Origin of the sequence: Desemzia sp. FAM 23988 (genome assembly GCF_045528365.1) — a bacterium.
In the GTDB taxonomy this organism is placed as follows: Bacteria; Bacillota; Bacilli; order Lactobacillales; family Carnobacteriaceae; genus Desemzia.
On sequence record NZ_JBGQQS010000006.1, the window covers coordinates 43,548 to 62,938 of the forward strand.

Annotated in this window: 14 protein-coding genes; all 14 read right to left on the reverse strand. The window is 38.5% G+C overall.

What is annotated here, in order from left to right:
- Positions 1-952 precede the first annotated feature (952 nt).
- Complete coding sequence (gene rlmD / locus ACEN4L_RS05015; protein ID WP_407096465.1) at positions 953-2,335, reverse strand: 23S rRNA (uracil(1939)-C(5))-methyltransferase RlmD; 1,383 nt, start codon at positions 2,333-2,335, stop codon at positions 953-955.
- Positions 2,336-2,456: 121 nt separating this feature from the next.
- Positions 2,457-3,473, reverse strand: a complete 1,017-nt coding sequence (locus tag ACEN4L_RS05020) for a diacylglycerol kinase (RefSeq protein WP_407096466.1) — start codon at positions 3,471-3,473, stop codon at positions 2,457-2,459.
- A gap of 20 nt (positions 3,474-3,493) precedes the next feature.
- Positions 3,494-4,924 (reverse strand): Asp-tRNA(Asn)/Glu-tRNA(Gln) amidotransferase subunit GatB, encoded by a 1,431-nt coding sequence (gene gatB, locus ACEN4L_RS05025; protein WP_407096467.1) that lies wholly within the window; start codon positions 4,922-4,924, stop codon positions 3,494-3,496.
- A 15-nt stretch (positions 4,925-4,939) separates the two neighbouring features.
- Positions 4,940-6,391 carry an Asp-tRNA(Asn)/Glu-tRNA(Gln) amidotransferase subunit GatA gene (gene gatA / locus ACEN4L_RS05030; RefSeq protein ID WP_407096468.1) on the reverse strand — a complete coding sequence of 484 codons (1,452 nt, stop codon included), beginning with the start codon at positions 6,389-6,391 and terminating at the stop codon, positions 4,940-4,942.
- Position 6,392: 1 nt separating this feature from the next.
- Entirely contained in the window at positions 6,393-6,698 is a 306-nt protein-coding gene (gatC, locus tag ACEN4L_RS05035) for an Asp-tRNA(Asn)/Glu-tRNA(Gln) amidotransferase subunit GatC (RefSeq protein WP_407096469.1), read from the reverse strand.
- Positions 6,699-7,482: 784 nt separating this feature from the next.
- Positions 7,483-8,670, reverse strand: coding sequence for a CamS family sex pheromone protein (locus ACEN4L_RS05040; protein WP_407096470.1), 1,188 nt, complete (start codon positions 8,668-8,670; stop codon positions 7,483-7,485).
- A gap of 4 nt (positions 8,671-8,674) precedes the next feature.
- A complete protein-coding gene (gene ligA, locus ACEN4L_RS05045) occupies positions 8,675-10,726 on the reverse strand; it encodes an NAD-dependent DNA ligase LigA (RefSeq protein ID WP_407096471.1) in 2,052 nt (683 codons plus the stop codon).
- A 34-nt stretch (positions 10,727-10,760) separates the two neighbouring features.
- The gene (gene pcrA / locus ACEN4L_RS05050) at positions 10,761-12,998 is read right to left on the reverse strand and encodes a DNA helicase PcrA (protein WP_407096472.1); all 2,238 of its coding nucleotides are present in this window, start codon (positions 12,996-12,998) and stop codon (positions 10,761-10,763) included.
- A gap of 244 nt (positions 12,999-13,242) precedes the next feature.
- Positions 13,243-13,893, reverse strand: a complete 651-nt coding sequence (locus ACEN4L_RS05055; protein ID WP_407096473.1) for a GntR family transcriptional regulator — start codon at positions 13,891-13,893, stop codon at positions 13,243-13,245.
- A gap of 575 nt (positions 13,894-14,468) precedes the next feature.
- Positions 14,469-15,359 carry a DMT family transporter gene (locus ACEN4L_RS05060; RefSeq protein WP_407096474.1) on the reverse strand — a complete coding sequence of 297 codons (891 nt, stop codon included), beginning with the start codon at positions 15,357-15,359 and terminating at the stop codon, positions 14,469-14,471.
- A 138-nt stretch (positions 15,360-15,497) separates the two neighbouring features.
- A complete protein-coding gene (gene purB, locus ACEN4L_RS05065) occupies positions 15,498-16,796 on the reverse strand; it encodes an adenylosuccinate lyase (protein ID WP_407096475.1) in 1,299 nt (432 codons plus the stop codon).
- A 174-nt stretch (positions 16,797-16,970) separates the two neighbouring features.
- Positions 16,971-18,092 (reverse strand): 5-(carboxyamino)imidazole ribonucleotide synthase, encoded by a 1,122-nt coding sequence (locus tag ACEN4L_RS05070; protein ID WP_407096476.1) that lies wholly within the window; start codon positions 18,090-18,092, stop codon positions 16,971-16,973.
- A 23-nt stretch (positions 18,093-18,115) separates the two neighbouring features.
- Positions 18,116-18,673, reverse strand: a complete 558-nt coding sequence (locus ACEN4L_RS05075; protein ID WP_407096477.1) for a DUF2179 domain-containing protein — start codon at positions 18,671-18,673, stop codon at positions 18,116-18,118.
- A 122-nt stretch (positions 18,674-18,795) separates the two neighbouring features.
- The gene (locus ACEN4L_RS05080; protein WP_407096478.1) at positions 18,796-19,368 is read right to left on the reverse strand and encodes a xanthine phosphoribosyltransferase; all 573 of its coding nucleotides are present in this window, start codon (positions 19,366-19,368) and stop codon (positions 18,796-18,798) included.
- Positions 19,369-19,391: the final 23 nt, after the last annotated feature.

Genomic DNA, 19,391 nt, shown 5'->3' on the forward strand with positions numbered 1-19,391 from the left:
TACTTTTTCTTATTGTAATTCTTATCGATCTATCAAACATACTTGTCACTCTGCAGATCCTTTAGTACAGCTATGAAAGTTCTATTTTTGATATCATTTAATAATGAGAATGGTTCTTCGTCTTCCTATAATTTTGTACCGGCTTTCAATTCATCCGATGTGAATCACTTTTTAATTTCCTATTAAAATTCTATGCCTTTCCCAAACTCGTTTTGCAAGTTCAGCAACCCTTATATATTCGTACATTAGGTTAATCATATCTGCTCTAGTTAGCATACAACATCTCCAATATACACTAATTATACTGTAATTCACTTGATTGTTGAACATAACAAATATTTCATATTTAAAGAAGCAGTCTTTGGACTTATTGATTTAATTGTGCATCACTACAAAAAAGTTCTAAACAAACTTTTATTGCCTTTGATAGAGATATGGTATATTCAATACATATTTACACTATACTTCATAAAACGATCGTTACTTATTCTGCTAAAACAAAAATGATTTATTTGAAAACATATGAGGGAAACCAAACAAAATTATTGTGAAAACATGCTCCTTTTGGTGTCCTAAGAAAGAATGTTATACTATTGATATCGTAAAATAACATCTTTTTTAATTCTCTACCTTTCAGTTACTCATTCCTAAAAATTTTTGGAGAAATATGGGGTTGCTTATAGCCATGAATAAGGATGCAATGAGAATTACTTAGCGTTAGGCTTTAGCCGTTACGCTAAGTTTGAAGCTTGCAAGCCTTGAGATGCGGTTTTCAGCTCAAGGTGTTCCCATGGCTTTCATAAGCAGCCCCATAGGTCGGAGGAAATTTCTTTACCAATATCAGAAGATAAAGGCATAAAAAAAAGAAGCTACTCAATAATAAAATCAAGTTAGCTTCTTTCTATTTTAAAGTACTAGTGCATTCACTACATATCTTGTTATACGAAGTTTACTAGTCTTCTATTCTTGTCAACAACGTTACCGACTCTATATGAGTAGTTTGTGGGAACATATCTACTGGTTGTACTTTTTCAACAGAATAGCCGCCTTCAGCTAGTAAAGCCACATCACGAGCTAATGTTGCTGGGTTACAGCTGACATACACCATTTTAGTAGGTTTCATTTCAAGTACAGCATCAATAAATTGTCCTTCTAATCCTTTACGTGGAGGATCTACCACTAGTAAATCTGCCGTACGTTCTTCTTGACTCCATTCAAGCATCACTTCTTCAGCCGCTCCAACTTGGTAAGTTACGTTTTCGACGCCATTTAACACAGCGTTGCGTTTTGCATCTTCAACGGCCATTTCAACGATTTCGATTCCGTATACTTCTTTAGCTTTTTTAGCCAAAGCAAGAGTAATGGTACCAATACCGCAATAAGCATCAATAACAGTTTCTTCACCCGTCATATCTGCAAAATCAAGGACTGTTTGGTACAATTTCTCCGTTTGCAATGGGTTGACTTGATAGAAAGAACGGTGAGAAATCTCAAACGTATTTCCCATCAATTCATCCGTAAATTTGTCTTCACCATGCAATACGATAGCTTCTTCTCCTAAGATCACGTTTGTGCCTCTTGGATTGACGTTTTGAACGATACTGACAACCTCTGGCAATGCTTCAAGAATATCTGGAATAATCTTGCTTGTCGGGAACAATTTCGCTGTACGTGTTACCAACACGATCATCATTTCACCAGTATGGTATCCTCTGCGAACCACAATGTGGCGCAAGTTCCCTGTGTTGTCTTTTTCGTTATACGGTTTAACACCGTATTCACGCATAATATCTCGAACCGCAATAATCGCTTGATCGATTTTAGGATCTTGAATCAGGAAGTCTTCAATCGGAATCAAGTCATGACTATTTTTACGGTAAAAACCGGTTGTCAATAGATCTCCAACCTTACGAACTGGAACCTGTGCTTTATTGCGGTATCCCCAAGGTTCTTCCATACCGATAGTGTCCAATACCGGAACTTCAGGCATTCTTGCAATACGCTGCATCACATTCTCAACTTGTTGTTTTTTGAACGCTAATTGAGCCGAATAAGACATGTGTTGCAATGGTGTAATTCCTGTACGTGTATACATTTGGTTTCTTAAAGGTACACGATCAGAACTTGAAGTCAAACGATTCATGACTTTTCCATAACCATAAGTTTTTCCTGTTTTGTGAATTTTGATTTCTACTTTTTCTCCGGGCAAAGCATCTTCAATAAAAAGCGGGTAGCCATTTATTTTTCCAACACCCATCCCTTCAAATGTTAAATCTTCAATCGTAACCGTATGCTGTTCGTTTTTATTTACTGGAATAGTTTGGTCTTTTTTCAAATCCTTTTCTCCTTCCACTCAAAAACATTCTCTGTCTTTGGTGCGCTTGTTCTCATTTGCAACGGCCGTTTTTCTTGTGCTGCATGAAGCGAAAGTGATCTAAAAAGAAAACTTTCGTGTATTATTTTTCTTCTGGCAAATCCCCAGTTAATTCTTCCACTTGTTTCAAGAAAGCTTCTTCTACATCATCTGCAAATTCATCTTTTTCTTCTACATCATACGGAATCAAATCAACATCAGCAAACATTTCAATATGCTGTTGCAAATTGGTGAACTCTACTGGTGAATCTCCGCCATATTCTCCATCTAAATTGATCATCAATGGCGCTGAATCAGTTGTTTGTGCTTTAATCTTATTCGTTTTGATGTACATAATTTTAGAACTGTTGATGTGTTTTCCACCATTTAATAATTCTGCTATCAAACGGAATATTTCTAACAAATTGGCCGTTTTAACAATAATCAACGTAAATTTCCCATCATCTAATCGGGCATCCGGCGCAATTTGCTCAAAACCGCCTACTGAGTTGGTCAAAGCCACGAAAAACATAGAAGCATTTTCTTCAAAAATACCATCATCGTATTCAATTTTCATAGGAACAGCTTTAATGCGGGGCAACATTTCTGCGCCTTTAACAAAATAAGCTAAATACCCAAATACAGATTTTAATTGAGACGGCACTTCATAAGTCAATTCAGTAAGATATCCGGCAGCACCAATATTAATAAAGTAAGACAATTGCTTTTCTGTCTTCGCTTGACCAATATCCATATGAATGGTTTGTTTTTTTTCAATGATTTTTGCTGCAGCGATCATATCATTTCTCGGAATGTGCAATGCTCGAGCGTAATCATTCGTCGTACCAGCAGGAATAATAGCCATTTTAGGACGTTTTTTTAGTCCAGCCAATCCATTGACAACTTCATTGATCGTCCCGTCACCACCAGCAGCGACAATCAAATCGAAACCTGCTTTAGCAGCTCTTTCGGCTTCTATTTGAGCAGAAAAAGGTTCTGGTGTAGTAGCAAAAGTACTGGTTTCATAACCAGCACTTTCGTAAACACGCAATATTTCAACTAGGTTTTTCTTTAATAATTCACGCCCAGATGTTGGATTATAAATAATTCTCGCACGCATCTGTCTACCTTCTTTCCAAATTACCGTTTGCTTAACTCTTGGTTTAACAGTTTATTCACAACACCAGGGTTTGCTTGTCCTTTAGTTGCTTTCATAATTTGACCCACGAGGAATCCGATAGCTCGGTCTTTTCCGTTTTTGTAATCTTCAATAGACTGTGCGTTATTGTCTAGAATCTCATTGATGATCGGCAACAATTTAGCAGGATCACTTAATTGAACCCAACCGTTGGCTTCTACAACAGTTCCGGCATCTCCGCCATTTAGAATCAATTCACGGAAAACTTTTTTCGCAATTTTTGAACTGATAGTTCCATCAGCAATCAAATTAATCATCCCTGCTAAGTTTTCAGGAGTCAATTTCGTATCGTGCAACTCTAATTTTTCACTGTTTAAGTAAGCTGATACTTCACCCATCAACCAGTTGGCTGCTTGTTTAGCGTCAGCTCCTTTTTCAAGAGTTTCTTCAAAAAAGTCTGACATTTCTTTAGTAGCCGTTAATTGAGACGAGTCAGTTTCAGAAAGTCCAAAGTCATTAGCGTAACGAATACGACGTTCTTTCGGCATTTCAGGAATCGATTCTCTGACACGTTCGATCCATTCATCTTCAATGTATAAGTTTGGCAGATCTGGTTCAGGGAAGTAGCGGTAATCACTCGAACCTTCTTTGACACGCATCAAAATTGTTTCACCAGTAGATTCGTCGTAACGACGCGTTTCTTGTTGAATAACGCCTCCAGCTAGCAATACTTTCTCTTGGCGTTTTTCTTCAAAGGCTAACCCTCTGCGCACAAAGTTGAAGGAGTTTAAGTTCTTCAATTCGGTTTTCGTCCCAAATTCTTCTTGACCAAATGGACGAATCGAGATATTGGCGTCACAACGCATAGAACCTTCTTCCATTTTAACATCACTTACACCAGAGTATTGGATGATTTGTTTAATCGCTTCTAAATAAGCGTAAGCTTCTTCCGGTGAACGCATGTCTGCTTCGGAAACAATCTCAATCAAAGGAGTTCCTTGACGGTTTAAATCGACATAAGAATAGCCGTCTGTACCGTGAGTGTTTTTCCCAGCATCTTCTTCTAAGTGGACGCGTTCGATACGGATTTTTTTCTTTTTGCCTTCCACTTCAACTTCGATCCATCCATCATGTCCAACAGGTTGGTCAAATTGAGAAATTTGGTACGCTTTGGGATTATCTGGATAGAAATAATTTTTACGGTCAAATTTAGTGTCTTGTGAAATTTCACAATTTAAGGCTAATGCAGCACGAATACCAAATTCTACAGCACCTTTATTGATGGTTGGTAAAACTCCTGGGTAACCCCAGTCAACTACGTTTGTATTGGTATTCGGTTCAGCTCCAAAATGTGCTGGAGATGGCGAGAACATTTTAGAGTCGGTTTTTAATTCTACGTGGACTTCTAGTCCAATAACTGTTTCAAAATTCATGTACTTTCTCTCCTCCTACAAGTTTGGTCTTGCTTTGTGGAATTCTGTTGCTTGTTCGAAAGCATAAGCTGCTTGGTAGATCGTTTGTTCATCGAAATGGTTTCCGATCAACTGCAATCCAACTGGCATGCCTTCTGAGAAACCACAAGGGATAGAAATTGCAGGAACTCCAGCTAAGTTCACTGGTACTGTTAAGATATCTGACAAGTACATAGCAATTGGGTCATTAACTTGTTCTCCAATACCATATGCAGTTGTGGTTGTTGTTGGACCTAAAATCAAATCGTATTCTTTAAAGACATTTTCAAAGTCTTGGCGAATCAATGTACGAGCTTTAGAAGCTTGTTTAAAGTGGGCATCATAAAAACCAGAACTTAAAGAGAATGTTCCCAGCATAATACGACGTTTCACTTCTGGTCCAAAACCTTCCGTACGTGTTTTAACATACAACTCTTCTAAAGATTCTGCATCTTTAGCTCTATATCCATAACGAACGCCATCAAAGCGTTGTAGGTTAGAAGAAGCTTCAGAAGAAGAAATAATGTAGTAAGCTGCAATACCGTACTTAGAATGCGGTAAGCTCACGGTTTCAATAATAGCACCAAGTTCTTTATATGTTTCAATAGCTTTCAAGACTGCTTCTTTCACGCCTTCTTGCAGACCATCTTCTAAGTATTCTTTAGGAACACCAATTTTCATTCCTTTAACGCCATCGGCAATCCCTTTGGTAAAGTCTGGTGTTTCTTTTGTGGAGCTCATTGCATCTTTTGGATCGTGACCGCTGATCGCATTTAATGCAATCGCATTGTCTTTTACATTACGCGTAAAGGGTCCAATTTGATCTAAACTAGATCCGAAAGCAATCAATCCAAAACGTGATACACGTCCATAAGTTGGTTTCATTCCAACCACACCAGTAAAGGCTGCTGGTTCACGAATGGATCCACCGGTATCCGTTCCTAATGAAACGGGAACTTGTCCAGCTGCTACTGCTGCTGCAGAACCACCTGAAGAACCACCGGGAACTTTAGATAAATCCCATGGGTTGCGAGTTAATTTGAAGTAAGAGTTTTCTGTACTTCCACCCATCGCAAATTCGTCCATGTTTAATTTCCCAACTGAAATCATTCCAGAATCCGTTACTTTTTCAGTAACAGTTGCATTATATACTGGAATAAAGTCTTCTAACATACGACTGGCAGCTGTTGTTAAAGTTCCTTCAGTAACAATATTATCTTTGATTCCAATAGGCAATCCAGATAGAATATTTTCAGGGTCAATCCCTGCTTCGTCCATTTCACGAGCTTTTAATAAAGCTTCTTCTTCTGTCAATGTAATGAAAGAACCCACTTGATCTTCTGTTTCGGAAATACGGGCAAAAACGGCTGTCATAATTTTTTCTGCTGTCGTTTCTTTGTTGACCAGCATGGTATGAAGTTCTTCTAACGAATGATCTAATAAACTCATCTTATGCTCCTCCTTCCGCATTGTCTATCATAGCTGGAACTTTTATTAAACCGTCTTTTTCAGATTTTACATTTTTAAATAATTTTTCGCGATCTGTACCAGGAGCTGCTTTGTCTTCACGCATGACACTGTAAGTTCTCATTCCGTGTGTCATAGTGGGTACATGTTCAGTATCTAATTCACTTAATTGTTCCACCATTTCAATGATTTTATCCATTTGATCGGTGAATTTTGCAATCTCATCATCTGGGATTTCTAATTTTGCTAATTTTGCAACGTGTCTGATATCTTCTTCAGTTACTGTCATTTATTATTTCACTCACTTTCTAAAAGTTCACAGATTTAAAACTTCCTTCCTATAATATCACAAACCGCGTACAGACTCTATGAATTCTTCATTTCAATGGCGAGAATTTAACGGTTGTTTAATCTCCTAGAACTTTTTTCGATCCTTTTTCAACTTATTTTTCATGATGAATAAGATAAAATCGGTTCTACAATAGTTGCCATTGGTAAATAGATAATACCCTTCTTTTTAACTCTAAGCCTATTAGAAACACATTTCTAGAAATTTCAGGAGGAATATGGGGTTGCTTATAGCCATGAAAAAGGATGCAATGGGAATTAATCCCGAGTTAAAGCTTCAGCTTTTACTCGGAGTTTGTTCTCCGCTGCGCTGCGCATACCATTTCCGTACGTCGCTAGCGCTCCAACGGCTTCGGCAACGCTCGCAAACCTTGAGTCGCGGTTTTCGGCATCAAAACGCGCTTTAAACATCAAGTCTAAAATTACCTTGATGAAAAATACGCTTTGAACATCAAGGATAAAACCTCCTTGATGAAAAACACCATTTAAACATTAAGAGCAAAATTGGCCGGCTTGAATCGGTTAAATAACAAACTTAAATCAGTTAATCAACTCCATAATAAAAAACTCTACTTTTAAGGGTCAGCACCATGGTGTTCCCATGGATTTCCATCAGCAACCCCATAGGCCAGAGCCAATTTCTTTACCAACGCTATTTGACAAAGAGACATAAAACCAGCCACCCTTACTTAAATAACAGTAAGAGTGGCTGGTTTTATGTCTTGTTAGTCAAATATATGAGTATAAAATTCTGTTTCTCCAGTTTCTCGAGCTAAGAATGCTTCCATTCCATTTATGGAAGAAATGGATACTTCAATAGGAATGTTTGGCGGCAAAAATTTAACGGCCTGATCGTACACATGTTGTGTAAAAGCAATGACTTCCGTTTCTCCATAGAATTGCGTCACCAAATCTACTTTCATTTTCACCAATGTATCGTCGATATAAGTAGCTTCAGCAGTAACTCCGCTTAAATTAGGAAAGAAACTTTCCACTTCAGATTTGAAGTTTTGGAAACTATTCAGCTCCGTACTTTCCCCACCTTCTAATGGAAAGACCAATTTTTTCATCGACAATTTATTCCATCCGCCTACTGAATTACTTCCATTTTCGCTGACCCCCTCTGCAACATACGTACCGCCTGCTAAACTATCTTGCGGAGTTTGTTTGAAGATTCCTACTACGATCGGAATATCTTCTAATCCTTCCATTTGACGCATACGCTCCACGATTTTATCGGCCATTTCTTTCCCTTGTTGAATCAATTCTTCTTCACTGATGTCTGTTTCAAAACTGGCACCGTATTGTTCCTTCTGGTAATAATCAACCGTGTTCATTGCCAGCCCGATACTGATTCCGGACAAAGAATAGCCGTTTTCTGTCTGTACCGTAAAATTTTGTTCCAAAATAGATTTTAAATAGATCGGTGTTCGTTCATTTTCTAATTTGCTTCCATTATGTTGCGGGTTCAATCCTTCAAGATTTTCGTTTCCTTCTTCAACAGTTCGAGCGTTTCCGTATTGGTCAAATCCTTCGCCTACTGGAGTATATCTTCCAAGCCATGAGTTGGCTGTTTCGCCATCCAGGTATTGTCCTTCTTGAATCAAGTGGTCATTCGTAGAAAAATAATCTTGCGAGATCTCCAACAATCCTGTTTCAAAAGCTTTTAAATTGTAATTTGAATTTGTTCCAAGTGAAGCACCTCTGTTCACACCCGGCTGATATTGCCCATCCGTTATCAACGAACGGTAATAGTCATCAGATAATTGACGCGATGTACTGGTCGTATCTTCTGCTGCTAACTCTGATTGTGACCCATCTGACGTTGTTTCTCCTGTTTCTTCTTCAGGAGTTGCACAGGCAGTCAACAATAATACACTTCCTGCAAGTAAAACGAGTAGTTTGCTTTTCAAACTGTTATTCCTCTCCTTCTAATGTTTCCAACAATTGATCTTCATTCCATACAGGGACATCCAAGCTTTGTGCTTTCGTTAATTTGCTTCCAGCGTCTTCTCCAGCAACTAAGAAATCCGTTTTTTTGGAGACACTTCCGGTTACTTTACCGCCTAAATTCTCGATCCGCTCCTTAGCTTCCTCACGGGTGAAGTGCGTCAATTTCCCGGTCAAGACAATGGTTTTCCCGTTAAAATACGAATCACTTTCTGCTACAGTTTCTTTTTTCTTTCCAAGATACGTAAGATTGACCCCTTTTGACCGAAGTTCTTCAATCAGATCCGTTACTTCCGGCAATTCAAAAAACGTCACGACACTTTCTGCAATGATATCTCCGATACCTTCGATAGCAATAATCGCTTCTTTGTCTGCTTGTTGCAATCCTTCAATCGTTTCAAATTCTTCCGCCAATAATTTTGCTGCGTTAGCTCCGACATTTCGAATTCCCAGCCCGAACACTAGTCTTTCTAAAGAATTGCTGCGACTAGCACTGATCGCAGTCAACAAATTATTTGCGGATTTATCTTTGATTTTATCCAATGTGACTAATTGGTCATAGGTCAAGCTGTAGAGATCAGCTACATCTTTGACTAAGCCTTTTTCATACAGTTGAATAATGACCTTGTTGCCTAGACCGTCAATGTTCATCGCATTACGTGACACAAAGTGTGTTAATCCTTCAATGATTTGTGCTGGACATTTTGGATTGATGCAGCGTAGAGCTACCTCTTCATCCAAATGGACCAACTCACTTTCGCATGCCGGACAATGCGTTGGAAATTCATAAGGGACACTGTCTGCTGGCCGCAAGTCTTCTACTACACGCGTCACTTCTGGAATGATATCACCTGCTTTATGAATCACGACGGTATCATTCAAGCGAATATCGCGTTCTCGAATCAAATCGACATTGTGCAAGCTGGCACGTTGAACAGTGGTACCGGCTAACTGGACAGGATTCATAATGGCTGTAGGCGTAACGACACCCGTTCTGCCAACTGTCCATTCGATTTCATTGACCACCGTATTCGCTTCTTCAGCCGGAAATTTATATGCGATAGCCCAACGAGGAGCTTTGATCGTAAAACCGATATCCTCTTGCGCTTTAAATTCATTCACTTTGATCACGATTCCGTCTATGTCGTAAGGTAAACTACTGCGCTGTTCTTGGAATTCTTGCGTATACTCCCAAACTTCCTCAATGGTTTCAAACACTCGACGTTCGTGATTGGTACGGATGCCGATTTTATCCAATTGATCTAGTGCATCCGATTGACTGGCAGCTTCCATTTCTCCAAAATCTGCCACAGTATACATAAATGTATTCAAGTTTCGTTTAGCTGTTTGTTTGGGATCTAAATTCCGCAGACCTCCTGCAGCAGCATTTCTTGGGTTTGCAAAGATATCTTCCCCATTTTCTTCCCGCTTCTGATTCAATTCCACGAAAGAAGTTTTCGGCATATAACATTCACCTCGAACTTCTATTGAATACGGATATTTTAACTTCAGCGGGACAGATTTGATCGTCCGAACGTTTTGCGTCACATTTTCTCCAACCACTCCGTCGCCACGAGTTGCTGCTTGAATCAGTTTCCCATCTTCATATTTCAAAGAAAGAGCTAGTCCATCTATTTTCAATTCACAAATATACTCAACCTTTTTGTCCGTCAATTTACGGATTCTTTTGTCGAAATCCAACAGATCTCCTTCTCCAAAAGCATTTCCCAGACTAAGCATAGGAATATCATGAGTTACTTTTTCAAATCCAGGCAGAATAGTGCCCCCGACACGTTGAGTGGGAGAGTCTCCGCTGATCAGTTCAGGATAAGTTTCTTCCAAAGTTACTAATTCACGATACAATAAATCGTATTCAGCATCCGTTACAGTCGGCTTATCCAACACGTAATATTCGTGGCTGTACCGATCCAAAGTCTCTCTTAATACTTCAACTCTCTCTGTTGCTTCTTCAAAAGACACTTCATCTAGTGGATGATTTTTTTCAGGTTTGTCTGTCAAATGGAGCACCTTCTTTCTATGTCAGTCAATACTCTTATTGTATTTTTTCAATGGGTGCGAAAGCAGCTAATAACCGTTTGATACCTGTTGGAGCAGAAAAAGCAATATCCAACTGTAAATTATCTTCGTTTCCTGTCAATTTCACGACTGTTCCGATACCCCATTTTTTATGAGCGGCTTTGTCACCAACATTCCACCCTACTTTATCTGCGCCGCTGCTGATTTTATTTGTGACTGGAGCTTGAGCTGGCGTTTGATAAGGAGTGCTGGCTGCTCGTTTCTGTACACTACTGAAAGGACCGGAATTTCTAAATGGAATAGAGCTGGCTTGTTTGTCTTCCGACTCCATGATTTCTGCATTGATTTCATTTATAAAACGAGAAGCCGCATTGGCTTGTGTACGTCCATATAAGACGCGCGAGTACGCATTTGTCAAATAGAGTTTTTTCTCCGCACGAGTGATTCCTACATAAGCTAACCGACGTTCTTCTTCTAATTGTTCTTCTTCCATCATGGCACGAGACAAGGGGAAGATCCCTTCTTCCATCCCAATCAAAAAAACAACCGGAAACTCCAATCCTTTGGCAGCATGAAGCGTCATTAAGGTGACTTCACCGTTTTCTGCTTCCAAATTATCTAGATCAGAGACCAAGGACAAGTCTGTTAAGAAAGTTAACAGATCCGTTTCTCCACCAGCGTTATCTTTTTCAAATTGTTGCGTTACAGACAAGAACTCTTGGATATTTTCTAAACGCGACTCTGACTCCAAGCTTTTTTCATTTTCTAAAGCTTCTTGGTACCCGCTGCGTTTCAACAATTCTTCTACTAGTTCAGTTATTTGCAAGTACTCTTGCATCTTGCTTAAGTCTTGCAGCAATACGCCAAAGCCTTCAAGTGACTTAGCCGCTTTTCCAGTAATATTGGTTAAGGCGATATTTTGCGCAGCTTCCAATAAAGACCAGTCATATAGATCAGCAAAAGCTCTTAATTTCTCTACTGTTCCTGGACCAACTCCTCGTTTTGGAACATTGACGATCCGTTCGAAGCTCATATTATCAGAGGGATTTGCGATCAAACGCAAGTATGCCAATACATCTTTGATTTCTTTTCGATCATAGAATTTATGGCCGCCAACCATTTTGTAAGGAATATTGGATTGCAGCAAACTTTCCTCTATTTTACGAGATTGAGCATTGGTACGGTATAGTACAGCAAAGTCGCCGTAGTTTATTTGATTTTCTTTCATTTCTTCTTGCATTTTCGAAACGACATAGCGAGACTCATCGCCTTCACTTTGAGCACGATAATAAGATATTTTTTCTCCATCGTGATTGTCAGTCCATAGTTTCTTTTCTTTTCGTTTCGCGTTGTTTCCAATAACATCATTGGCTGCTTGTAAAATGTATTTCGTAGAGCGGTAGTTTTGTTCCAATAAGACTACTTTTGCTTCTGGATAATCATTTTCAAAGTCCAAGATATTTTCCATATTTGCTCCACGCCAACCATAAATACTTTGGTCAGCATCCCCCACAACACAAAGGTTCTTAAAACGAGCTGCCAACATTTGTACCAATGTGTATTGCGCTTGGTTGGTATCTTGATACTCATCCACGTGAATGTATTGAAATTTCGCTTGATAATGTTGCAGTGTTTCAGGGCTCTCTTTGAATAAACGTGTTGTCAACATGATCAAATCATCAAAATCGACTGCTTGATTCCGACGGAGCTCTTTTTGGTAATCATCATAGCAGTCCGCTACTATCCGTTGAAAATAAGAAGCAGCTGTTTCACGGTACTTTTCTGCGGTCAACAATTCATTTTTTGCATTGCTGATCTCAGCCAGAATCGCTCTCGGATTGAATTTTTTCGGATCAATGTCTCGCTCTTTTAAAATTCGTTTCATTAAGGTTTGTTGTTCACCTGGGTCACTAATCGTAAACGCCCTAGTATATCCAATACGGTCAATATCACGACGCAAGATTCTGACACACATTGAGTGAAATGTCGAAACCCAAACATCATTTCCACCGTCTTGAATCAATCGGCTTACCCGTTCTTTCATTTCTTTAGCCGCTTTATTGGTAAATGTGATCGCTAAAATATTCCATGGATTCACATTTTTTTCTTGGATCAAATAAGCAATACGATGAGTCAAGACGCGCGTCTTGCCACTTCCTGCACCTGCCATGATCAAAAGCGGTCCATCTGTGTGGATCACCGCTTCTTTTTGTCGGGGATTCATACCGTTCACTAATTTTTCTCGTAATACCAATTCTTACATCCTCTCTGATTCCTTGAGTACATTATCCGCTTGTCTGAAACTTGTAACGGTTGCTTTTTATGCTGTCTTTTAACATTTTCCATGTCCATTTTACCATAGTTTGATTCTTCTTTGAGTACGATACGAAAAACTTCAAATTTATCATAAAAAAAGCACATCACTCTTTATACTTTCGCATAAGAAATCAATAAGAACTCTTCATTTCTGAAAAGTTCTTTCTTTTTAAATACTGTTGTTAAATCCCTTGAATGATTGCTAGAGAGAGTTGATTCAACAAAATACGGATTTCTTTCCGTGCATATGCATATCGAGATTCGGATAAATATTTTGTCAGTTGGGTTAAATATTTTACTTTCAATTCTCTTGATTCAGACAAAACAACTTGAATTTCTGCGTTTTTTTGATGTGTTAAAGAGCGCAGCGTATCCATAAATAAAGTCACGTTATATGTATTCTTTGCGTAACGAACAAATTCTTGCCAATATTTTATTTCGGCAACATAGAATTCTGTTTCTTGTCGCTTTCCTGTTAAACGAGCTAATGACTCCACACAATTTTCCAGTTCTGAAACATCGAACACAATCTCTCTGATTTGAATTTGATGCAAATAATTGTTTAGGATCATCTCAATAAATCCAAGTCTGTCTTGAAAGCCTTTATCATCAATGGACGGTTCTTGAATAGAAGCGCCTTTATGAGGGATAATCTCTAATACGTCTTCTGCTTGGAGACGTAAAAAAGCTCTTCTTATAGGCGTACGGCTGATACCCAATTCTTGAGACAAATCTTGCTCTGTAATGTGGGTTTTAGGCAGCCATTGCCTTGTCTCGATTTTTTCCTTAATGTACAAATATGCTTGTGTTTCCAAGTTCTTTGACTTCACCATTTCGCTTCTTCACCTACTTTATTTTCTTACACCTGTCATTTTGTTTTATCCATCCTAAATACAAAAACAATTTTGTGTATTTTCTATCTTAGTTGATTATAAGTACTTTCACTACAATATTCAATACCATTCTTTGCGCAATTAACTACAACCATTCTTTGCGCAATTAACTACAAAACAACCCTGTAGGCGCATTTCTCTTTTTAATCCGTTGAACACTCTGCTAGGTAATCACTACTATTCTCTACATGGAGAAATTTTGAACGCATTTCAACAATTTTTTGCTGCTATGTTTAAACCATTAGTCACTAATATAGAAAATCTCCCTAACTGACGTTAACAACTTCATCATAAATCACTAACTAGGATCCTCAGCTCATCAGTTAAAAGCATAACTTCACAAAATTTACAAAAAGAAAACCTTTCCCTAACCTCTTTTTTATAATCCTATGGTAACTTTTAACTAGTGTTGACTATTACTAATTGTTCTATCTAGTTTTTTTGGATAGGACTTACCCCTTTAGGAACTGTTTGTGCCCACAAACAGTTCCCTTTTTGTCTCTTGCTGATCCACTCTATCCCATAGTAGGTTTTGATTTAGGTATCCCTTGCCATTCACTGATAAATGCAGCTCCTAATACAAATACTCCGCCAATAAACTGGACCAAACTCAGGTGTTCATTTAAGAAAATAGTTGAAAACAGAATAGCCGATACAGGATCGATGTAACTTAACATAGCAGTTGTCTGCCCTTTTAAATAAGGAATAGAAGAAAAAAACATGACATACGTGATGCCGGTATGAACGATCCCTAAGATAACTAAATAAGGCAACGATGCAATAGGCATCCTCAACAGATCAAACCCTTCCGTAAAAAAGACGTAAGGGATCAATATTCCGGTAGCAATCAATAATTGAAAGAATGTACTCTGCAATCCTGAAAATCCTTTCAAAAACTTATTGCTGATCATCATACCGGCATAAAACACTGCTGCAGCTAAACCAAAAGCAATTCCTTTAAGAGGATCAGAGTTCCCCACGCTGGATATACCTCCACTATTGACGATCATAAACATTCCCGACATAGCTATTCCAATGCAGCTCACCTTTTTCACTGTTAATTTTTCTTTCAACAATACTGCAGAAACCAACACCACAAAAACAGGAGCAAAGTAATAACTCAATGTTGCATTGGAAATAGTTGTGTAACGATACGACTCAAACAATAACAGCCAGTTTACTCCAATTGCACCACCCGAAAAAAGCAATGCCAGGCTATTTTTTTTAACGAGCCGCCAAGAAATTTTCTCCCGTTTTACAACCAATACTATTCCTATAAACAAGCAACCAAGCAGTCCTCTAGAAAGAGCGATCTCACTAGAAGACAGTTGAATCCGTTTAACAAATAACCCCATAGAGCCAAAAATGAACATTGCAGTCATTACATTGTATTTTGCTTTTTTCACAGCCGCACCAGCTTCTTTTTTTTATGTTTGCGCAGACAAACAGAAGCCCAACTCAATTATTGGCTCCTGTTTTTAAAAGAATTCACTTGTTGTTCTCATTGTTTCTTATTTCATCATGAAAGTATGCCCCTCACGAGCTTAATCACCCAGTCCTAAACGTTCAAATACCTTGTCGACATTTTTTAAATGGTAATGATAGTCAAAAGCATCATCCAGTTCTTCTTTAGACAAAACTTCTGTGATACGCTCATCTTGCTCCAACAAAGGTCTGAACTGAGTTTGTTCATCCCATGCAATAGCGGTTTTCGGCTGCACTAGATCATAGGCTGCTTCACGGCTCATCCCTTTATCAATCAACTTCAACAATACGCGTTGGCTGTAAATCAGGCCAAATGTAGCCTCCATATTCCGCAACATATTTTCCGGAAGAACGGTGAGTTTTTTCACAATATTTCCAAAACGATTCAACATATAATTCAATAGAATCGTAGAATCTGGGATAATGATACGCTCTGCTGAAGAATGTGAAATATCTCTTTCATGCCATAAGCTGACATTTTCATAAGCTGTGATCATATGACCTCTAATTACACGCGCTAATCCAGTCACATTTTCGGAGCCAATAGGGTTTCGTTTATGAGGCATTGCAGAGGACCCTTTTTGTCCTTTTGCAAAAAATTCTTCCACTTCACGTGTTTCTGACTTTTGCAATCCGCGAATTTCCGTTGCAAATCGTTCAATACTGGTTGCGATCAAAGAAATAGAAGCGACGTATTCTGCGTGCAAATCACGAGGCAAGACCTGCGTAGAAATTTCTTGAGCGCGAATGCCTAGATGTGTGCAGACATATTCTTCTACTTCCAACGGCGTATTCGCAAATGTTCCCACTGCACCACTGATTTTTCCAGCTTCAACACCTTTAGCAGCATGTTCAAAACGCTCAATATGACGTTTCATTTCAGAATACCAAGTTCCTAGTTTCAAACCAAATGTAGTAGGCTCCGCATGTACACCGTGCGTTCTTCCCATCATAACAGTGTACTTATGTTCTTTGGCTTTTTCTCCAACAATAACTAAAAAGTTTTGCAAATCTTGGCGTAAAATATCATTTGCTTGTTTGAGTAAATACCCATACGCCGTATCCACCACATCAGTGCTTGTCAATCCGTAATGAACCCATTTGCGTTCTTCACCTAAAGTTTCAGAAACAGCTCGTGTAAATGCCACCACATCATGACGTGTCTCCAGTTCAATCTCAAGAATACGTTCCACATCAAAAGAGGCATTTTTTCGTATTTGTTCTGCATCCTCTTTTGGAATTTCTCCTAATTCCGCCCATGCTTCATCTGCCAAAATCTCAACTTCCAGCCAAGCTTTGTAACGATTCTCATCAGTCCAAATAGCTCCCATTTCAGGTCTCGTATAACGTTCAATCATTTTGTAATCTCCTCAATTCTGAGTTTTGCCTCATTCATCTATCAAATGAATTTTCAATCCATTTTTTCTGACAGTATTAGTTTAGCAGTATGGACATCATCTGTCATGAATTATCTAACTTTTTTACAAAAAGACCAGTGCAGATTACCTGCATTGGTCTATCCATTAATCCTTTTAAAGCAGAATTCCCGTATCCCTTAGCAAATTAAGCGCAGACTCAATATCCTCCGTTAAAACAGTGATGTGTCCAATAGCTTGATGCTCAGTAGATTCTTTGACACCATAATAATAAAAGTGCCAATTGGGTTTAAGTTGAAGCTGATTTTCTACCTCTGTTTGATTCTCATTCAATGTTTTTACAGTGATTGCTCGAGAAAGCAACTTTATCTCTGGCAAAGGCCATCCACAAATCGCACGGATATGACTGTCAAAAAGAGAAGTAGAGCAAGCATCTAATGTACTCAAGCCACTGTCATGAATAGTTGGAGTAATATCATCCACATAGAGAGCCCCACTTGACGTTAATAGCAGTTCAACAGTAAGTGTACCGACTAAATTGCTTCTTTCAGCGATCAACTGTCCAATCCGTTTCACTTCTTCATCTACTTCTTCAGTGATATGTGAAGGAAAAATAGTTTCATACAGTAAGTCGTTACGGTACAAGTTCTCAGAAACGGGAAAAATACGCATTTCTCCTTTAGCGTTTCTGACCACAGACACCGACAATTGTCTTTCAAATGGAATTAACGCTTCTAAAATGCACGTTCCATGAACAAGCAATGATTTACTGCGCTCAAAATCTTCTTCGCTATACAAAATCACTTTTTGTTTCTTGCTTTTATCTCGATGCAGGGTCTTTAACGCACAAGGAAATCCTAGTTCTCTGCTCGCTGATTCTATATCTTCAGCTGATACAATCGTCGCATACGGTGCAATATTAAAATTGGCTGCTTCTAAATAAGCTTTTTCCAATATTCTATCTTGAGCAATATCCAATAACTCTGTTCCTTGAGGAAAAGCTACTGTTCTAGAAACTCTTCGTGCTGATTCAGGAAATACATGCTCAGCCTCCATCGTTACCACGTCACACTTAAACGCCATCTCGGTTAGAAGATTAGGATCATTGATATCTCCGACCAATTGCCAATCAGCTGCTTGTGCTGCTGAACATTCAGGCATCGGATCAAGAATGCCTACTCGATAGCCCATTTTTTTTGCAGCTAACGCCAGCATTCTCCCTAAAACTCCTCCACCAATGATTCCTATTGTTTTATCAGGAGTTATCACATTTGCCACGATTCATCCCTACCTTCTTAATCTTACTCTTTTTGTTCCATTTTGATTTCTTTTCTTCTTTTCTTCACGCGTTTTGTCCAAAATCCACCGCTGATGTATTTCGGTTCATAAGAAATAACAAATGCTTTAGGAGCCAATTCTTCAATTTGCTGATACAATTTCCGTTCCGTCTTCCGAAGTGTAAGAATTTCTAACACCATCCGGTCGCCTTCTTTGCCCAATGCAAAACTGGTTGTTACTCCATATCCGAGTTCGCGCAACTTACTAGGTATATCGTTCTCAATCGAAGGAATAATAGCTGTTACCATGATGTAACCCAATGCTAAGTATTCTTCGATTTTCATTCCTGCAAGAATACCGACACCATATCCTAAAGCATATACAAATATGTTCACGAAATTGTCTAAACGATCCAATACGAGTCCTAAACCAACGATGTAGATAGTCACTTCCAGCATAGACAGCAAAGGTGCAGCTAATCGATAACCTTTCATCGTCAGCATCATTCGAATTGTCATCAACGTTACATAACTGACATTGATCACAAAAATCACCAGTAATAATCCTAAATCTATTTCCATTTAATAGTGTACTCTCCTCTTCTGAAAATCTCCTACTGCAAGTTAACTCATACAGTTTCCTATAATGATAACATTAGGCTATATCGCTTCATAAATCAAACGCAAAGTATTCTGTCACACGATTAATCAGCAAACCTAACTTCACCATTTGTCAGCGATTGGATTCTGGCTAAGGAATAAATTTCCATTCCTTTTTCTTCCAGTAACGCACGGCCGGTTTGAAAGGATTTTTCAATAACGATTCCGATACCTGCAACTGATACGTCCAATTGTTGACAAATTTCCATTAAACCCAATGCAGCTTGTCCATTGGCTAAAAAATCATCGATGATCAAAACAGTATCTTGCTCACTTAAAAATGTTTTTGAAATCGAAATGCTGTAATTTGTTTGCTTTGTAAATGAATAGACGTCAGCTATCGCCAATTCATCAGTCATTGTGATTCCTACATTCTTTTTCGCTACGATTACTGGGACATTTAAAGAGATACCCGCAAAAACAGCTGGAGCAATTCCAGAAGCTTCAATTGTAATGATTTTTGTGATGCCTTTGTGTTTAAAGTAATTGCCAAACTCTTCGCCAATGGCTTTCATTAGTTGAGGATCGATTTGATGGTTGATAAAACTATCTACTTTCAAAACCCCTTCACTTAATACACGACCATCTTGAACTATTTTTTCCTCAAGTAATTTCATTTTTCTATTTTCCCCCTACAATT